19 protein-coding genes are annotated in these 17,484 nt (G+C 71.9%); 16 read left to right on the top strand and 3 right to left on the bottom strand.

What is annotated here, in order from left to right:
* The first annotated feature begins 53 nt into the window (after positions 1 to 53).
* Positions 54 to 1,169 carry a bifunctional GNAT family N-acetyltransferase/class I SAM-dependent methyltransferase gene (locus C1N91_RS15825; RefSeq protein WP_137768476.1) on the top strand — a complete coding sequence of 372 codons (1,116 nt, stop codon included), beginning with the start codon at positions 54 to 56 and terminating at the stop codon, positions 1,167 to 1,169.
* A complete protein-coding gene (locus C1N91_RS15820; protein WP_175416061.1) occupies positions 1,166 to 1,888 on the top strand; it encodes an alpha/beta hydrolase in 723 nt (240 codons plus the stop codon). Before C1N91_RS15825 ends, C1N91_RS15820 begins: the two co-directional genes overlap by 4 nt.
* A 75-nt stretch (positions 1,889 to 1,963) precedes the next feature.
* Here C1N91_RS15820 and C1N91_RS15815 read toward each other — a convergent pair whose 3' ends face one another.
* A complete protein-coding gene (locus C1N91_RS15815; RefSeq protein ID WP_137768475.1) occupies positions 1,964 to 3,319 on the bottom strand; it encodes an APC family permease in 1,356 nt (451 codons plus the stop codon).
* Between the two features lie 217 nt (positions 3,320 to 3,536).
* On the opposite strand from C1N91_RS15815, the gene C1N91_RS15810 reads away from it, so the two are divergent.
* From C1N91_RS15810 to C1N91_RS15800, 3 genes are all read left to right on the top strand, one after another.
* Positions 3,537 to 4,298, top strand: a complete 762-nt coding sequence (locus C1N91_RS15810) for an HAD family hydrolase (protein ID WP_137768474.1) — start codon at positions 3,537 to 3,539, stop codon at positions 4,296 to 4,298.
* Positions 4,299 to 4,385: 87 nt separating this feature from the next.
* Entirely contained in the window at positions 4,386 to 6,896 is a 2,511-nt protein-coding gene (locus C1N91_RS15805) for a glycoside hydrolase family 65 protein (protein ID WP_137768473.1), read from the top strand.
* A 205-nt stretch (positions 6,897 to 7,101) separates the two neighbouring features.
* On the top strand, positions 7,102 to 7,869 hold the full coding sequence (locus C1N91_RS15800) for an SDR family NAD(P)-dependent oxidoreductase (RefSeq protein ID WP_137768472.1): 768 nt from the start codon (positions 7,102 to 7,104) through the stop codon (positions 7,867 to 7,869).
* A gap of 15 nt (positions 7,870 to 7,884) precedes the next feature.
* On the opposite strand, the gene C1N91_RS15795 is transcribed toward C1N91_RS15800, so the two are convergent.
* Entirely contained in the window at positions 7,885 to 8,400 is a 516-nt protein-coding gene (locus C1N91_RS15795) for a DUF1697 domain-containing protein (RefSeq protein WP_137768471.1), read from the bottom strand.
* A gap of 111 nt (positions 8,401 to 8,511) precedes the next feature.
* On the opposite strand from C1N91_RS15795, the gene C1N91_RS15790 reads away from it, so the two are divergent.
* From C1N91_RS15790 to C1N91_RS15770, 5 genes are all read left to right on the top strand, one after another.
* Positions 8,512 to 9,084, top strand: coding sequence for an ArsR/SmtB family transcription factor (locus C1N91_RS15790; RefSeq protein WP_137768470.1), 573 nt, complete (start codon positions 8,512 to 8,514; stop codon positions 9,082 to 9,084).
* Positions 9,081 to 10,358 (top strand): MFS transporter, encoded by a 1,278-nt coding sequence (locus C1N91_RS15785; protein ID WP_137768469.1) that lies wholly within the window; start codon positions 9,081 to 9,083, stop codon positions 10,356 to 10,358. Before C1N91_RS15790 ends, C1N91_RS15785 begins: the two co-directional genes overlap by 4 nt.
* A 39-nt stretch (positions 10,359 to 10,397) precedes the next feature.
* Entirely contained in the window at positions 10,398 to 10,862 is a 465-nt protein-coding gene (locus C1N91_RS15780; protein ID WP_137768468.1) for a prevent-host-death protein, read from the top strand.
* A gap of 6 nt (positions 10,863 to 10,868) precedes the next feature.
* Entirely contained in the window at positions 10,869 to 11,210 is a 342-nt protein-coding gene (locus tag C1N91_RS15775; protein WP_254678277.1) for a hypothetical protein, read from the top strand.
* Positions 11,211 to 11,277: 67 nt separating this feature from the next.
* Positions 11,278 to 11,754 (top strand): hypothetical protein, encoded by a 477-nt coding sequence (locus C1N91_RS15770; protein WP_137768467.1) that lies wholly within the window; start codon positions 11,278 to 11,280, stop codon positions 11,752 to 11,754.
* 173 nt (positions 11,755 to 11,927) lie between these two features.
* On the opposite strand, the gene C1N91_RS15765 is transcribed toward C1N91_RS15770, so the two are convergent.
* On the bottom strand, positions 11,928 to 13,400 hold the full coding sequence (locus C1N91_RS15765) for an NCS2 family permease (RefSeq protein WP_137768466.1): 1,473 nt from the start codon (positions 13,398 to 13,400) through the stop codon (positions 11,928 to 11,930).
* Between the two features lie 148 nt (positions 13,401 to 13,548).
* Between C1N91_RS15765 and folE the strand changes: the two genes are divergently transcribed.
* From folE to C1N91_RS15735, 6 genes are all read left to right on the top strand, one after another.
* A complete protein-coding gene (gene folE, locus C1N91_RS15760; protein ID WP_254678276.1) occupies positions 13,549 to 14,178 on the top strand; it encodes a GTP cyclohydrolase I in 630 nt (209 codons plus the stop codon).
* On the top strand, positions 14,175 to 15,113 hold the full coding sequence (gene folP, locus C1N91_RS15755; RefSeq protein WP_137768464.1) for a dihydropteroate synthase: 939 nt from the start codon (positions 14,175 to 14,177) through the stop codon (positions 15,111 to 15,113). The genes folE and folP overlap by 4 nt, the downstream gene beginning before the upstream one ends.
* Positions 15,110 to 15,847 carry a pyrimidine reductase family protein gene (locus C1N91_RS15750; protein ID WP_137768463.1) on the top strand — a complete coding sequence of 246 codons (738 nt, stop codon included), beginning with the start codon at positions 15,110 to 15,112 and terminating at the stop codon, positions 15,845 to 15,847. The genes folP and C1N91_RS15750 overlap by 4 nt, the downstream gene beginning before the upstream one ends.
* A 140-nt stretch (positions 15,848 to 15,987) precedes the next feature.
* The gene (locus tag C1N91_RS15745) at positions 15,988 to 16,605 is read left to right on the top strand and encodes a hypothetical protein (RefSeq protein ID WP_137768462.1); all 618 of its coding nucleotides are present in this window, start codon (positions 15,988 to 15,990) and stop codon (positions 16,603 to 16,605) included.
* Positions 16,602 to 16,796 carry a hypothetical protein gene (locus C1N91_RS15740; RefSeq protein ID WP_137768461.1) on the top strand — a complete coding sequence of 65 codons (195 nt, stop codon included), beginning with the start codon at positions 16,602 to 16,604 and terminating at the stop codon, positions 16,794 to 16,796. The genes C1N91_RS15745 and C1N91_RS15740 overlap by 4 nt, the downstream gene beginning before the upstream one ends.
* Positions 16,797 to 16,813: 17 nt before the next feature.
* On the top strand, positions 16,814 to 17,467 hold the full coding sequence (locus C1N91_RS15735; protein WP_137768460.1) for an HAD-IA family hydrolase: 654 nt from the start codon (positions 16,814 to 16,816) through the stop codon (positions 17,465 to 17,467).
* Positions 17,468 to 17,484: the final 17 nt, after the last annotated feature.

The raw sequence follows: 17,484 nt of genomic DNA, 5'->3' as shown, positions 1-17,484 counted from the left end.
CCGACGGTACCGCCCGCGTCCTGCGGACAGGACGCGAGCGGTACCGTCGATCCGTGACCATCGACCTGCGCCGGGTGACCGCCGACGACTGGGCGCTCTGGCGGCCGGTCCGCCTCGCCGCCCTCGCGGACGCGCCGCAGGCGTTCGGCTCCCGCCTCGAGGACTGGCAGGGCGCCCCGGAGCACCGCTGGCGCACTCGCCTGTCACTACCGAGAGCGGTCGACCTGCTCGCGGTCGAGGGCGACGTCCCGGTCGGGATGGCGAGCGGGGTCCCGGACCCGGACGACCCCGCGCTCGCCGAGGTGATCTCGATGTGGATCGCGCCGGACGCCCGCGGCCGGGGGACCGTCGCGCTCCTGGTCGACGCGATCGCCGAGTCACTCGTCGCGCAGGGGGTCGAGCGCCTCGAGCTGTCCGTGATGCCCGACAACGGCCGCGCCCGCCGGGCGTACGAGCGGATCGGCTTCACCGCGACGGACACCCCCGGCGGCCTGCTGCCGGACGGTCGGCGCGAGACGGTCATGCGCCGCGACCTCACCGCCGAGCGCACGCTCCTGGCCTACGAGCGGGGCGCCGATCGCTACGCCGAGCGGACCGACGACCACCGCGCCGGGCTCGTCGACGACCTGCTCGCGCTCGTGCCCGACGGCGCCCGCGTCCTGGAGCTCGGCTCCGGCCCCGGGCGGGACGCCGACGCCCTCGAGTCGGCGGGCCTGCGCGTCGACCGGACGGACGGCAGCGCCGCGTTCGTGGAGCGCCTGCGTGCCGACGGCCACGACGCCCGCGTGCTCGACGTCCGCCGCGACGGCTGGGGCGGCCCGTACGACGCCGTCTTCGCGAACGCCGTGCTGCTGCACGTCCCACGCTCGGACACCGCCGCCGTGCTCGAGCGCGCGCGCGACGCGGTCCGCCCCGGAGGTGTCCTCGCGGCGACGGTGAAGCGGGGCGACGGGGACGGGGACGGGGACGGCTGGAGTGACCGCAAGCTCGCCGACCCCCGCTGGTTCACCTACTGGGACGAGGACGGCCTCGCCGCTGTGGTGACGAACGCCGGGTGGGCTGCCGTCGACGTGCGCGAGACCACCCGCCCCGGCGCCGAGGAGCGCTGGCTGACCGTGACGGCCCGTCGGCCGGACGAGGACCGACCCGACGAGGATGACCGACCGTGAACCGAGCACTCCGCTGGACCGCCTGGATCGTCACCGTCGTGGTGCTGCTCGCGGTCGTCTTCCTGGTGTACGCGAACACCGTCATGCAGGGCACCCGGAGCGCCGCGCTGCAGGTCTGGCGCGACGACCGCGTGGCCGTCCGCGACGTCGGCGACAGCATCGTGATGACCCCGACGGGCAGCGACGACGGCAGGGGGATCGTCTTCATCCCGGGCGCGAAGGTCGACCCGTACGCGTACATGGCGACCTTCCGGCAGGTCGTCGCCTCGGGCACCACCGTCGTCATCACGAAGCCGACGCTCAACCTGGCGTTCTTCGACATCCGACCGCTGGCGACCTTCGAGGCGCACGCCCCGGACGTCCGCACGTGGGCGGTCGGCGGGCACTCCCTCGGCGGGGTCCGCGCGTGCCAGCTCGCGCAGGACGCCGACGGGCTGCTCCTGCTCGGCAGCTACTGCGCGAACGACATCGCCCGCTCGTACGTCCAGGTCCTCAGCGTCTCCGGCTCACGCGACGGGCTCTCCACACCGGACAAGGTCGCCGCCGCCCGGCACCTCCTCCCGACCACAGCGACCCTGGTCGAGATCGAGGGGGCGAACCACGCCGACTTCGGCGCCTACGGCGACCAGCCGGGCGACCGCACCGCGACGATCCCGCGTGCAGACGCGCGGGTGCAGATCAGCGCGGCGATCGAGGACTGGGTGCGCACCCTCGGTTGAGCCGAGCGGACGACGGACTGGAGGCTCGGTGCCAGCTGGTACCCAGCCTCCCGTCCGTCTCGTGGTCCGATCCCGTCAGTGGATGCGGCCCGCCTCGTGGTCGCGGCCGGTCCGGCGACCCGTCGCGCGGGCGACGAAGTACAGCACCACGCCCACGGCCAGCAGCATCGCGGCGTACAGCCACACCTGCCCGCTCTGCTGCGTGAGCAGCAGGACGCAGGACGCCACCCCGAGCACCGGCACCCACGTCCACACCCGGAAGTGGTCGTGCTCGACGCGGTCCGTCCGCAGCACCAGGACCGCGACGTTCGTGCTGATGAACACGAAGAGCAGCAGGAGCACGACCGTCTCGGCGAGCGTGCCGACGTCGCCGACCAGGGTGAGGGCCATCGCGACGACGGTGGTCGCGACGATGGCGACCCACGGCGTCTTCCGGTTCGGCAGGACCCGGGCGAGCGGTCCGGGCAGCAGTCGCTGCTCCGCCATGCCGTAGGTGACGCGGCTGGCCGTGATCATCGTGAGGAGCGCGCCGTTCGCGACGGCGATCAGGGCGATGGTGCTGAACACCCAGTCGGGGATCGGGACGCCCGTGGCCGAGACGACCGCCAACAGCGGGCCGCTCGAGTCCGAGAGCTCCCCTGCGGGCAGGGCGATCGAGCTCGCCAGCGCGACGAGCACGTAGACGACGCCGGCCGTGGCGAGGGCGCCGAAGAGCGCGCGGGGGTAGACGCGGCGGGGCTCACGGACCTCCTCCGCGATGTTCGCCGAGGTCTCGAAGCCGACGAACGAGTAGTAGGCGACGATCGCGGCGCTCAGGGTGGCGAGCGCCGGGTTCGCCTCGGCGGGGAAGGCGCCGATGCGCGAGACGTCCCCGCCTCCGCCGCCGAGCATGACCGCGACCACGACGATGACGATGACGAGGCCGGAGACCTCGATGACCGTCATGACGACGTTGCTCTTCAGCGAGTCCGAGATGCCGCGGGCGTTCAGGCAGGCGATGAGCGCGAGGAACACGATCGCCGTCGGCACCGGTGGCAGGTCGACGAAGGTGCCGAGGTAGTCGCCCGCGAACGCCAGGGAGAGCCCGGCGGCGCTCGTCACCCCGGCGGCGAGCATGCTGAAGCCGACGAGGAACGACACGATCGGCGTCCGGTACGCCCGCTCGGCGAACACCGCGGCGCCGCCGGCCTTCGGGTACTTCGTCACGAGCTCGGCGTACGAGCCAGCGGTCAGCAGGGCCAGCAGCAGCGCCAGGACCAGCGGTGCCCAGAGCGCCCCGCCGACGTCCTTCGACAGGGTGCCCACCAGGGCGTAGATGCCGGCACCGAGGACGTCGCCCAGGATGAAGAGGAACAGGAGCGGGCCGGTGATCGCCTGCCGGAGCTTCGAGGCGGAGCCGTCCTGTGGGGGAGCGCTGGTGTCGCTGGTCATGCTGGTGCCTTCCGTCGCGCCCAACCTCGACGTGGGGTGGTCCGGGTCCTCTCGGAAGGTCCGCTCGGCGCGGTCGACGCCCGGGTGAACGGTTCTCCACAGCTTCCCCGCGAGCCTGAACGCCCGGGCTGGAGCGGTCCTAGACTCGGTCGGAGCCGAACCGCCCGCCGAGACCCTCGGTCGCGGGCGGACCGCCACCGAGACCAGAGGAACCCCGATGACGATGCCGGACCGGCGCACGCCCGCACGACTCGCTGACACCCGGGCACTCCTGTTCGACCTCGACGGCGTGCTGACCCCCACCGCCGACGTGCACATGCGCGCGTGGAGCCGCCTGTTCACGCCGTTCCTGGCCCAGCACGGCGTCGCGCCGTACACGGAGCAGGACTACTTCGACCACATCGACGGCAAGCCGCGCTACGACGGTGTGCGATCGCTGCTCGCGTCGCGGGGCATCGAGCTCCCGCAGGGCTCGCCCGACGACGCTCCGGGCAGCGACACCGTGTGCGCGCTCGGCAACCGGAAGAACGCCGAGTTCACGGCCGAGCTGACCGAACACGGCGTCGAGCCGTACCCGGGGTCGCTCCGGTTCCTCGTCGCCGCGATCGCCGCCGGCATGCAGGTCGCCGTCGTGTCGAGCTCGGCGAACGCGACGCAGGTCCTGCGCACGGCGGGCATCCTCGACCACTTCCCGGTGGTCGTCGACGGGCTCGTCGCGCGTCAGGACGGCCTGGCCGGCAAACCTGCACCGGACACCTACCTCGACGCGGCCGGGCGCTTCGGGTTCGCCCCTGCCGAGTGCGTCGTCGTCGAGGACGCCACGAGCGGGGTCGAGGCCGGCCGGAACGGCGCCTTCGGGCTCGTCGTCGGCGTCGACCGCGGTGCCGGCGCCGACGCTCTGCGCGAGCACGGCGCCGACGTCGTCGTCCAGGACCTCGCCGAACTGGTCGACCAGCTCCCGGCACCCCGCACCCACTAGCGTCCCGTCCCACCCGGAACGGCCCCGACGGCGTGGCCCGACCGTCCCGACCTGCCCACGACTCCTCCCTCCCACGGAGCACACGCCATGAACCCCATCACCTCCGACCCCCTCGACCGCGTCCGCTACCCGGTCGACGAGTGGGCGCTCGTCGAGACCGAGTACGCGCCGGACGAGCAGGGCGTCGCCGAGACCAACTTCGCGGTCGGCAACGGCTACCTCGGTCTGCGCGGCAACCTCGACGAGGGCCGCGGCGGCGTGCAGTACGGCACGTACGTCAACGGCTTCCACGAGACCTGGCCGATCCGGCACGCCGAGGACGCCTTCGGCTTCGCCAAGACCGGGCAGACGATCATCAACGCGCCCGACGCCAAGGTCATCCGGCTGTACGTCGACGACGAGCCGCTCGTGCTGGCCGAGGCCGACATCCTCCGGCACACCCGACGGCTCGAGTTCCGCGGCGGGTACCTGTACCGCGAGACCGAGTGGTCGACGCCCTCCGGCAAGCGCGTGCTCATCCGTGCCCGCCGGCTCGTCTCGTTCACCGACCGGCACCTCGCCGTCATCGACTACGAGGTCACCGTGCTCGACGGCGACGCGTCGATCCTGCTCTCGAGCCAGGTCCTCAACCGGCAGGACGTGCAGGACGAGTACCACGCGGGCATGCGCGCCGCGGCGAACGCCTTCGACCCCCGCAAGGCCGAGGCGTTCACGGAGCGCGTGCTCGAGCCCGTGATCAAGCGCAGCACGGGTGGGCGGTCGCTGCTCGGGTACCAGGCGGCGAGCTCGGGCATGACGATCTGCGTCGGTGTCGAGCACCACCTGGAGACCGAGAACCCCTGGGACGAGGCCTCGTCGATCGAGGACGACCTCGCCAAGCACGTCTACCGCGTGCAGGCCCGTGCCGGGGTGCCGATCCGCCTCGTGAAGCACATGGTCTACCACACGTCCCGCGGGGTGCCGGCGCGCGAGCTCGCCGACCGGTGCGACCGGACGCTCGACCGTGCACGCGCCGAGACCGTCGAGCAGACCTTCGCCAAGCAGCGCGCGTGGATGGACGACTACTGGACGCGCAGCGACGTCGAGATCCCCGGGCAGCCGGCGATCCAGCAGGCCGTCCGGTGGAACCTGTTCATGCTCGCCCAGGCCACGGCACGCACCGACGGGCACGGCATCGCGGCGAAGGGCGTCACGGGCTCCGGGTACGGCGGTCACTACTTCTGGGACATGGAGATCTACGTCCTGCCGTTCCTGTCGTACACGGCGCCGATCGTCGCGCGGAACGCCCTCCGCTTCCGCTACAACATGCTCGACGCCGCCCGGTCGCGGGCGCGGGAGCTGAACCAGCGCGGGGCGCTCTTCCCGTGGCGGACGATCAACGGCGAGGAGTCGTCGGCCTACTACGCGGCCGGCACCGCGCAGTACCACATCGATGCGGACATCGCGCATGCGCTGATGCAGTACGTGCGGGCCTCCGGCGACACCGACTTCCTGAAGCGCGGGGCGATCGACATCCTGGTCGAGACCGCCCGCCTGTGGTCCGACCTGGGCTTCTGGCGCTCGAACGGCGACAAGAAGTTCCACATCGACGGCGTCACCGGACCCGACGAGTACACGACCGTCGTCGACGACAACCTCTACACGAACGTGATGGCGCGGGCGAACCTGTGGTTCGCGGTCAACGCCTGCCGGCAGCTCGCGACCGACGACCCGGAGGAGTACGGCCGCATGGTCCGGCGCACCGGGCTCGTCGACGACGAGGTCACCGAGTGGGAGCACGCCGCCGAGTCGATGGAGATCCCCTTCGACCCGCACCGCGGCATCCACCCCCAGGACGCCCAGTTCCTCGACAAGGAGCTCTGGGACCTCGAGAACACCCCCGAGTCGAAGCGGCCGCTGCTGCTGCACTACCACCCGCTGGTCATCTACCGGTTCCAGGTGCTCAAGCAGGCGGACGTCGTGCTCGCGCTGTTCCTGCAGGGCCACGAGTTCACGGCCGCCGAGAAGCGTCGCGACTTCGACTACTACGACGCCCTGACGACCGGTGACTCGACGCTCTCCGCCGTCGTGCAGTCGATCATGGCGGCCGAGGTCGGCTACCACGACCTGGCGGCGCAGTACTTCCTGACCGCGCTCTACGTCGACCTCGCCGACCTGCACGGCAACACCTCCGACGGTGTGCACATCGCGTCGACCGGCGGCATCTGGGGTGCGCTCGTGAACGGCTTCGGCGGCATGCGCGACCACGGCGGCCGGATGACGTTCAACCCGCGGCTACCGAAGGACTGGGACCGCCTGACCTACCGCATCCAGGTGCACGGGTCGCGCGTCCGGGTCGACCTCGAAGAGGACGCGATGACCTTCACGGTGGAGACCGGCGACGGCTTCACCGCGTGGGTGCACAACCAGCAGTGGGACATCACGGCCGGTGCGCCGACGGTCGTGCCGCTTGCCCACCACGGGCCGCGGATGACCGGGCACGCCCCGACCACGAGCGACATCCAGGGCACGCTGCGGGCCGACGGTTCCGTCATCACGGCGTCGATCCCGATGATCTCCCTCGACCGCGACATGGACGTCGACGAGACCACCGCCTGACGGTCCGGTCTGGAGGCGCGGTGCGGGTCCGTCCCGCGCCGCGCCTTCGGCCTGCTCCCGCCTCCGCGCCGGTGGGGCCGGTCCGCTGGCCGCCCGTGCGTCCGCCTGCGCGTGCGTCCAGCCGCGAGCGGGCACCGTGGTCGTCCGTGCCCCCGGGCCGACGGCGTCTCCTGCGGCACGAGCAGTGCATCGAGAGGAGACACACATGGACAAGCGGTTCGAGGGCAGGGTCGCGATCGTCACGGGGGCCGGGTCCGGCATCGGCGAGGCCACCGCGCGGGCGTTCGTCGACGAGGGCGCGGACGTGCTGCTCGTCGACAGCGTCGAGGACAAGGTCCGTGCCGTCGCCGACAGCCTGCCGACCGGTCGTGCGGTCGCGCTGCAGGCCGACGTGGCCGACCCGGCAGCCTGGGAGACGATCGTGTCCGACGCGGTGGACCGGTGGGACCGCATCGACGTGCTCGTGAACAACGCCGGCACCTTCACCTCCGGCGACATCACCGACATCGAGCCCGACGAGTGGCACCGCGTCATCGAGACCGACCTGTCGAGCGTGTTCTACGGAACGCGAGCTGCACTGCCGTTCCTGCGGGAGACCAAGGGGTCGGTCGTGAACACGTCGTCGGTGTCGGGCATGGACGCCGACTGGCGGATGAGCCCGTACAACGCCGCGAAGGGCGGGGTCTCGAACTTCACGAAGGCCGCCGCGCTCGACAACGGGCAGTTCGGCGTCCGGGTGAACGCTGTCGCGCCGGGGCTGATCTGGACGGACATGACCGAGCAGCAGGCCGAGGACGAGGAACTCCAGCACAAGTTCGCCGAGCGGGTCTCGCTCGGTCGTGGTGGGCGGTCGGAGGAGGTCGCCGCGGCGGTGCTGTTCCTGGCGAGCGACGCGGCGTCGTACATCACGGGCGCGGTGCTGCCGGTCGACGGCGGCACCACCGCGAGCAACGGGCAGCCCGCGCAGTCCTGACGCCCCTCGCGCGGCTCAGAGCAGCTTGCGCAGGGTGTTCACGTTGCGGGTCGTCGTCGTGCGCTTGAAGCGTGCGGCGGCGGCCCGCTTCGCGAAGGCGGTTTCGGTGCTCGACCCCTTCGGACAGGACCAGTAGACGACCCCGTCCCCGCGTACCAGCCGCTCGACGGCGTCGTCGGTGTCGAGGTCGGCGATCAGCTCGTCGAGCGCGGTGTCGTCAGACCCGAAGACCGCGTAGTCGTGCCGGTCGGGTGCGGACCCGAACGGGAACCCCTCGACGATCGCGGCCAGTCGTTCGTGCGGCACGAGGACGATCCAGGCGTCGTACCCGAACCGGTCCCGCAGCCCCTGCTCCACGGCAGCCTGCACCTCCGACGCCTCGCCCGGTGCGGTGAAGACGACGTTGCCCGAGGCCAGGACCGTCCGCACGTCCGCGTACCCGAGCTCCCGGAACACCGCCGCGAGGTCGGCGTTCCGGATCGTGATGCCGCTGACGTTCACCCCGCGCAGCAGCGCGACCCACCTGGCCATGCCGGAACCGTAGCGCGCTCACCAGGCGCGGGGCGAGCCTCCAGAAGGACTCACAAGAACCATTGCGCAAGAAGTCTTGCACAACATATTTTGTGCATCTATGGTCGAGCCATGGACGTGCAGCGACTCGACGACGCGGCGCAGATGCGTGCGCTCTCCCACCCCACCCGGCTGCGGCTCGTGGGGTTGCTGCGGACCGGCGGCCCGCAGACCGCGGCGATGCTCGGCGACCAGGTCGACGAGGCGCCGGGGACGATCAGCTACCACTGCAAGCGCCTGGCCGACGCCGGCTTCATCGAGCCCGCGCCGGAGCTCGGTACCGACCGACGCGAGCGCTGGTGGCGGGCGGTCGCGCAGCACACGTCGTGGAACCTCGCGGACGGGTTCGACGACCCTGACCGCATGCTCGCCGGCACCGCGCTCGACCGCACCGTCGCGCAGGCGTACGCCGACGAGTACCGGGCGTTCCTCGACCAGGTGCCGGCGCTCGGACGCGAGTGGGTGGCGGCATCGAACAGCGGTGACCGGACCCTCCGGCTGACCGTCGGCGAGCTGCAGGCCCTCGGCAGCGAGCTGCAGGGCGTCCTGGACCGGTGGGAGGCACGGAGCGCCGAGCACGAGCCGGGCGACGGTTCCGAGCGCGTGACCGCGGTCGTCCAGAGCTACCGGTCGGCGCGCCCGTGAACGCGCACTGGCGGCTGCGGTCGCTGCTCGCGGTGCAGGTCGTGTCGCGGACGGGCAACGTCGCCACGACCATCGCCGTGCCGTTCGTCGTGCTGTCCCGCGGCGGCTCGGCGACGGACGTCGGCATCGCGGCGTTCGCGGCGACGGTCCCGATCGTCCTCGGTGGGGCGTTCGGCGGCGTGCTCGTCGAGCGCTTCGGCTTCGTCCGGTCGAGCGTGACGTCCGACCTGGTCAGCGCTGCGACCCTCGTCGCGATCCCGCTCCTGGCGTGGACCGTCGGGCTGCCGTCCTGGGCCCTGCTCCTGCTCGTGTTCCTCGGCGGCCTGTTCGACACCCCGGGGGAGTCCGGCCGACGGGTGCTCCTGCCCGGGCTCGCGACGGCTGCGGGCATCCCGCTCGAACGCGCCGTCGGGCACTTCGAGGCGTCGGTCCGGTTCTCGGTGCTGCTCGGGGCGCCCGCGGCCGGCCTGCTCGTCGGGGCGGTCGGACCGCTGCCGGCGCTCGCGGTGACGGCCGGTGTGTTCACGGCGGCGGCCGTGCTCGCTGCCCTGACGCTCCGCGGTGCGACGGTGCACCCGGAACCGGACGCAGCGCCCGTCGAACCGTCCGCCGGGTACTGGCGCGACCTGGCGTCGGGACTCCGTTTCTGCGCGCGGGACCCGCTCTTCCGGCTCGTCATCGCGCTCGTGCTCGTCACGAACCTGCTCGACGCCGCGCGGTCGACGGCCCTGCTCCCGCTCTACGCCGACCAGCTGCTCGACGGGGCGCAGTCGCTCGGGATCGTCAGCGGCACCTACGGTGGAGCGGCCTTCCTCGGATCGCTCGCATTCGGGTACGTCGCGCACCGGGTGCCGCGACGGATCACGTTCGTGGTGTGCTTCGTCCTGGCCGGCGGGCCGTCGCTCGTGGTCCCGGCACTCGGGCTCGGGCTGCCGTGGGTGCTCGGCGCGTGCGTGCTGTCGGGGCTGGCGGCGGGTGCGCTCAACCCGATCCTCGGGGCCGTGGAGCTCGAGCGCATCCCGTCGCACATGCGGGCCCGCGTGTTCGGGCTCCTGTCGGCGGGATCGTGGGCGGGCATCCCGCTCGGTGGGCTCTTCGGGGGCATCGCTGCGGACGGCATCGGCGTGACGGCGACGTTCGGGGTCGTGGCGGCGGTGTACACGGTCGTGACGCTGTCGCCGTTGCTCGGAGGGTCCTGGCGGTTGATGGAGCGCCGGCCGGTCGTCGCGGAGGCGTCGGCAGCGAGTCCCCCGGTCCCCACGACGGCGCGCTGAGGTCTTGAGTTCGGAACGTGTTCTGAATAGCATCGGTCCATGACCCTCGTTGCTCCCCCTCGTCGCCGGCGCTCAGTCCAGTCGTCCGACCTGTCCCGACACGCGAAGGACGTGTTCGCGGCGGCCGAGGTCGAGCCGCTCGAGGTGACTCGTCGGGACGGCAAGCCGCTCGTCCTCACGACCAAGGAGCGCTCCGACGACGACGAGGCGGTGCTCGACATCGCTGCGCAGCTGATCGCCGCCATGACCGTGAACGTCGAGCTCCCGCTGGAGGACCGGCTCGCGATCCCCTACCCGTGGCTGAAGCTCCTCAGCTCCGATGACCAGGTCCGCTTCGCGAAGGAGATCACCGAGATCGCTCGCGGATCCTTCTCGTTGCGTCAACCGCGCACGCTCCTGCTGGAGATGCAGGCGTGGCGGAACTCCGCCGAAGCGATCGCCGCCGGCTGGGATCGTCCGGACCCGCAGCTCCTCGACGAGCCGATCGCTGTCGAGCGCCCCTGACGAGCCGTGGCACGCCGGACCACGGTGCCGCGACCGGTCCGCACCACGGAGTACTCGCTCGTGTTCCTCACCCGGGCGGCAGAACTGGGATGGCGTGACCTCGTGGCGACCCAGCGCAACGCCGTGGCGGACGCCTGGGACCGTCTGACGAGCGATCCCCTCACCGATGACCTGGCGTGCCACGCGCTGCGGGGAGAACTGAGGACGGTCGTGCACTCCGGGCGCGCGTGGACCCGGCGACAGATCGAGCTCAAGCGTGGCGCCCGGATCTGGTTCACCGTGGACGAGGCGGAACGGATGGTCGGTGTGATCGCCGTGCACACGCATCACCCGAACGCCACGAAGTGACGCATCCGGCGCGGCGGTCCCGCACTTGCTCGGAGCGACCCGAGCGACGCTCCGGTAGACGAGGAGCATGACGGACGAGCGCAACGACGACCAGGCAGCCGACGGACAGGGACCGGACGACGCACACGTGGTGCCCGAGGGGGTGTCCGAGGCGACGGTCGAGGCGCTCGGCACGCTGTCGGCCGCGCTCGAGGTGCTCGAGCACGCACGGGGCCTGCTCTACGGGTTCCACAGGCTGACCGGGACCGCGGACCTCAACCTCGGCGAGGCCGTCGAGCAGCTCCGGGAGGCCGGGCACACCGAACTGGCCGAGCGGATCGACACCGAGCTCGTCGGGCGCAACGTGATCGACGGGCGCTGGACGTTCCAGATCGTCGAGGACTACGACGACAACTACTACGCCCTCGCCAAGGAGCTCGAGCAGACCGCCCGCGACCAGCTCGTCGGCGGCAAGCGCCACCTGTACGAGGCGAGCATGAAGGAAGACCGGCGCACCGCGGGCCGACGCCGCCACGAGGCCAAGCCGGCTGACCTGCGGGACTGAGCCAGGGCCTCCCGGCCGGGCGCACACGGACCGTGTGATGCGCGAAAGCGACTGTCCTCGACGAACGGTTCGTCGAGGACTGTCGCTTTCGCGGGCCGGGCCGGGCCGGAACGGGCCGGAATGGAACGAAACGGAACGGAACGGAACGGAACGGGCCGGGGCCGACCCCAGCGTTACCCGACGCCGAGCAGCGCCTCGAGCGGCCCGCGCGCGAAGTACAGCAGGAAGCCCGCGGCGACGACGTACAGGAGCCACGAGACCTCTCGCCCGCGGCCGGACAGCAGCTTGATGAGCACCCAGCTGATGAAGCCCGCGCCGATGCCGTTCGCGATCGAGTAGGTCAGCGGCATCACGACGATCGTGAGGAACGCCGGCAGCGCGGCACCGAAGTCGCTCCACTCGATGTCCTTCACCTGCGCCACCATGAGCGCACCGACGACGACGAGCCCGGCGGCGGCAACCTCGAGCGGGACGACCTGGGTCAGCGGCGTGAGGAACATCGAGGCCAGGAACAGCAGACCCGTCACGACCGACGCCATGCCGGTGCGGGCACCCTCGCCGATGCCCGACGCCGAGTCGATGAACACCGTGTTCGACGACACCGAGGCGCCACCACCGGCGATCGCACCGGCACCCTCGACCACGAGCGCCGACTTCAGGCGCGGGAAGGTGCCGTCGGGCTTCGCGACACCGGCGGCCTTGGCGAGACCGGTCATCGTGCCCATCGCGTCGAAGAAGTTCGTGAAGACGAGCGTGAAGACGAGCATCGACGCGGCGACCGGGCCGATGCGGGTGAAGGCCCCGAAGACGTCGGCGTGTCCGACGAGCGACAGGTCCGGCAGGGCGAAGAGGGCGTTCGGCAAACCGGGGGCGTTGAGGTTCCAGCCGGTCGGTGAGTCGACCGAGGTGGGCACCTTGAAGATCGCCTGCAGGATGATCGCGACGATCGTCGTGCCGACGATGCCGATGAGCAGTGCGCCCTTCACCCGGCGGGCCATGAGCGTGCCGATGACGACCAGGCCGATCAGGAAGACGATGGTCGGCAGGGCCGCGACAGAGCCGTCCTCACCGAGCTGCAGCGGCGGCGAGGCGTTCTTGGTGGTGCGGACGAACCCCGAGTCGACCAGACCGATGAACGCGATGAACAGACCGATGCCGACGGTGATCGCGGCCTTGAGCTGCGCGGGGACGGCCGTGAAGATCATCGTCCGGATGCCGGTCAGGGCCAGGATGACGATCACGACGCCGTTGATGACGACGAGGCCCATCGCTTCGGCCCAGGTGACCTGGTGCACGACGCTCACGGCGAGGAACGAGTTGATGCCGAGGCCCGCTGCGATGCCGAACGGCAGGTTCGCGACGAGGCCCATCGCGATCGTCATCACACCGGCGACGAGACCGGTCGCGGCGGCGACCTGCGCGTTCTGCAACCAGCCGCCCAGGACGTCCTGCGGGGCCTGGTCCTGGCTGAACCCACCGAGGATCAGCGGGTTGAGGATGACGATGTAGGCCATCGTCACGAAGGAGACGAGACCACCACGGATCTCGCGGGGGATGCTCGACCCGCGTTGCGTGATCGAGAAGAAGCGGTCGAGGCCGGATGCGAAGCGGTTCCGGGGCGGGGTGTCGGTCTGCTGGGCGCTCACCGAACGAGTTTACAGAACGCTGGGAGTCCGAGCGGCTCGCATGTCGCTGCGCGGGCTCCGGCCGGGAGGCCCGGATCACCCACCCGGGGGACGGTGCGTCCGACAGATGGCCGCGTTCTCCGGCCAGTCCACGGTGTTGGATGAGTCCGTGAACGAACGACTGGACCGCGCGCGGGTCGAAGCCGCCGTGCGCGAGCTCCTCCTCGCCGTCGGCGACGATCCCGACCGTCCCGAGCTCGAACGGACCCCGGCTCGCGTCGCGGACTCGTACGTCGAGTTCTTCGCCGGCATGGGAGTCGACGCCACCGCGATCGCCCGATCCGGTGCCGTGCACTCCGAGGACGGCGAGCGCGGGCAGCTCGTGGTGGTCCGTGACGTGCGCTTCCGCTCGATGTGCGAGCACCACCTGCTGCCCTTCATCGGGGTCGCGCACCTCGCCTACGCACCGGGGGAGCAGCTCATCGGCCTCGGGACCCTGTCCCGCGTGCTCGACGCCGTGGCCTCGCGGCCGCAGCTGCAGGAGCGCCTCGGTGAGCAGGTCGCCGCAGCCGTCGCCGAGGGACTCGACGCCGACGGCGTGCTCGTCGTGCTCGACGCCACGCACCAGTGCGTCACCACCCGTGGCGAACGGCAGTCCGGCTCGTCGACGGTGACCGTCGCCGCGACCGGCAGCCTCGCCGAGGTAGCGGGACGCGCCGAGGCGATCGCCCTGATCGGTGCCGGTGCCGGTGCCGGGGCTGCCACGGGTGCCGGGACCGACCACGGGGCGGACGCATGACGACCGGGCGGCCGGCCACGAGCCTCCGGGCCGCGTCCTCCGCACCGGGCTGGGTGGTGCCCGACCTGCGCGACCCGGTGCGCACCATCGGGCGCCGCACCTTCGACTTCGACCACCGCGTCGCGGTGATGGCGATCGTGAACCGCACCCCGGACTCGTTCCACGACAAGGGCGCCACCTTCGCCCTCGATCGTGCTGTCGAGGCGGCCGTCCGCGCCGCCGACCAGGGCGCCGACTGGGTCGACATCGGCGGGGTGAAGTTCGCGCCGGGCCCGGAGCTGTCGGCGGACGACGAGATCGACCGGGTGCTGCCCGTCGTCTCCCAGCTCGCCGAGCAGTCCGACGTCGTGATCTCGGTCGACACCTTCCGGCCCGAGGTCGCGGCAGCGACGATCGCCGCCGGCGCCAGCGTCGTCAACGACACCACCGGCCTGTCGGACCCTCGGATGGCGTCCGTCGTCGCCGAATCCGAGGCGACCATCGTCATCACGCACTCGACCGCGCCGCCGCGGCAGCAGCTGCCCGAGCCACCCCGGTACGCGGACATCGGCCGCGAGGTCGTCGACTTCCTGCGCGAGCGGGTCGACCGGGCGCTCGCCGCGGGGATCCCGGAGTCGCGGATCATCGTCGACCCGGGGCACGACCTCAACAAGAACACCGTGCACACGCTCGAGCTGACCCGGCGCCTGCCCGAGGTCGTGGCGCTCGGGTACCCGGTGCTCGCCGCCGTGTCGAACAAGGACTTCGTGGGGGAGTCGCTCGGACGCCCCCGCGGCGAACGGCTGCCGGGGTCGCTCGCCGCGGCCACGGTCAGCGCGATGCTCGGCGCCCGGATCGTCCGGATGCACGACGTCGTCGAGAGCGTCGACGCCATGCGCATGGTCGAGGCGGTCCTCGGCTGGCGCGAACCCGTGGAAGCGAGGCACAACACATGACCGTCCTGCCCCCGTCCGTCGCGGACCTGTCCGACGACGACCTGCTCGACCTGTACACCGCGGACGTGCCCGACGGGCCCTGGTTGCGGGTCAACTTCGTCGCGACGCTCGACGGCTCGGCGTCCGCGTCGGGTCGCACGGCCTCGCTCGGCGGGGACGACGACCTGCGGATCTTCGACCTGCTGCGACGGGTCGCCGACGTGGTCCTCGTCGCTGCCGGCACGGTGCGCGACGAGGAGTACGGGCCCATGGTGCTGCACGACGAGGACGTGGCGTGGCGTCGGGCGCACGGGATGTCCGACCACCCGGTGTTCGCGATCGTCACGAAGTCCGGGTCGATGGACGCGGGTTCGCGGGTGTTCACCGAGGCGCCGGTGCGGCCGATCGTGCTGACATCGGGGTCCGGCGCATCGTCGTCCTCGGGGCGGGCGCTCGCCGACGTCGCCGACGTGGTGGCCTGCGGCGACGACTCCGTCGACGTGGACGCGCTGCGGGCCGCCCTGGCCGACCGGGGGCTGGACCGGGTCCACTGCGAGGGCGGGCCGTCGTTCCTCGGGGCACTCGTCGCCGGCGATGCCGTCGACGAGCTGACGCTGACGATCGACCCGACGCTCGAGGGCGGGGAGGGGCCGCGGATCGCGACCGGGTCCTCGCCGGAGCTGCGGCGGATGCGGCCCGCGCACGTGCTGCTCGGCGACGGGGGTGTGCTGCTGACGCGGTGGGTGCGATCATGACGAAAGGTGACGAACACCTGCACTGATATGTGAGACACCAGTAGGCTCGCCGTCTGACCACGAGCTCCTTCTCCACTCCTCTGACCGCTCGGCCGCTCGTCACGGCGGGAGCCGTCCTCGTCGCCCTCGTCAGCGGCCTGGTGGCCGCGCCTGACCCGGCAGCCGCTGCCCCGACGCCGTCGGCGGCCTCGGCCGAACGGGGCGTCCGGGACCTCGTCGAGCAGGCGCAGTCATGGGAGGCCCTTCCTGACAGCGAGACCACGGCGGCTGTCGCGGTGTGGTCCGGATCGGGCCGAACGTCATCGAGCGGGCTCCCCCTCGACCTGGCACGAGCCCGGGCCTTCGCGACGGTCGACGGGACGGTCCTGCGGATGCCCTTCGCCGAGGGTGCCGGTGTGCTGGCCGAGTCCAGCGTCACTGCCGTCGTCGACGGAGGACACGTCAGGACCTGGAGCGAACTGGTCCTGACGCCGAGATCCTCTGACTCCGGCCGCTTGCAGACGTGGATCAACGGGATTGCCGGACTCGACCGTGACGTCACGGCCGCGCCCACGGTGCGCTCGACCTGGTGGAGCCGGTTCTCGTCCTGCCTGAACAGTGCAGGGGTCGCAGCGTGGGCCATCACCGCCCTCACCATCGCCTGCTCAGCGGCGTGTCTGGTCACGGCCGGTGTCGGCTGCATCGCGTGCATCACGGCTGCCGGCGCGGCGACCAGCGGGACGATCTCCTTCTGCGCCGGGAAGGCGAGCCGAGGGTGAGCCGCCGACCGACCCGACGCGACTCGCTCACCCCCGCCGTGCTCATCGGCTGTGCTGCACTCGTCATGGCCGGCGGCCGCGTCGTCCCCGCGCTCCGAGAGGTCCCGGTCGTGGTGTGGGTCACGAGCCTGGCACTGCTGGTCGTCGCGGGCCTGGTGGTCATCCGGAACCGGCGTCCGGGCGATCGGTAGCGGCTAGGGTCGGACGCGTGATCGACGTCGTGGTGTCCGGGGTGCTGTTCGACATGGACGGGACGCTCGTCGACTCGACCGCCGTGGTCGAGGACGCCTGGAGCCGCTTCGGGGCGGAGCACGGCATCGACCCGGCCGAGATCCTCGGCTTCTCGCACGGTCGCCAGACGATCGACACCGTGCAGCGCTTCCTGCCCGAGCTGTCCGCGGACGAGCAGCGCGTGATCGTCGACGCGATGATCGCCGCCGAGATCGGGTACACCGACGGCATCGTCGAGGTACCGGGAGCCGCGGCCTTCGTGCAGCGCCTGCTCGACGCCGGTGTCCCGGTCGCCCTGGTCACGAGCGCCCCGCGGGAGCTCGCGGTGGAGCGGATGCGCGCCGCGGGCGTCCCCGTACCGGAGGCGCTCGTGCCGTCCGAGGACGCCGAGCGGAGCAAGCCGCACCCGGAGGGGTACCTGCGGGGCGCCGCACTGCTCGGGGTGCCGGCCGAACGGTGCCTGGCGTTCGAGGACGCTCCCGCCGGTGTCGAGGCCGCCGTCGCATCCGGCGCGACGACCGTCGTCGTCGGGACGCTCGAGGGAGCGGTGACCGAGGGCCTCCCGCGCATCTCGGGGTACGACGGGCTCGAGGTCGTGCGCGAAGCGGACGGGTTCCGCATCCGGGGCTGAACGTCGGCTCCGGACTG

This window comes from Curtobacterium sp. SGAir0471, assembly GCF_005490985.1.
Taxonomy (GTDB): domain Bacteria; phylum Actinomycetota; class Actinomycetes; order Actinomycetales; family Microbacteriaceae; genus Curtobacterium.
The sequence above is the reverse complement of the archived record's forward strand: the minus strand, read 5'-3'. Positions and strand labels throughout refer to the sequence as shown.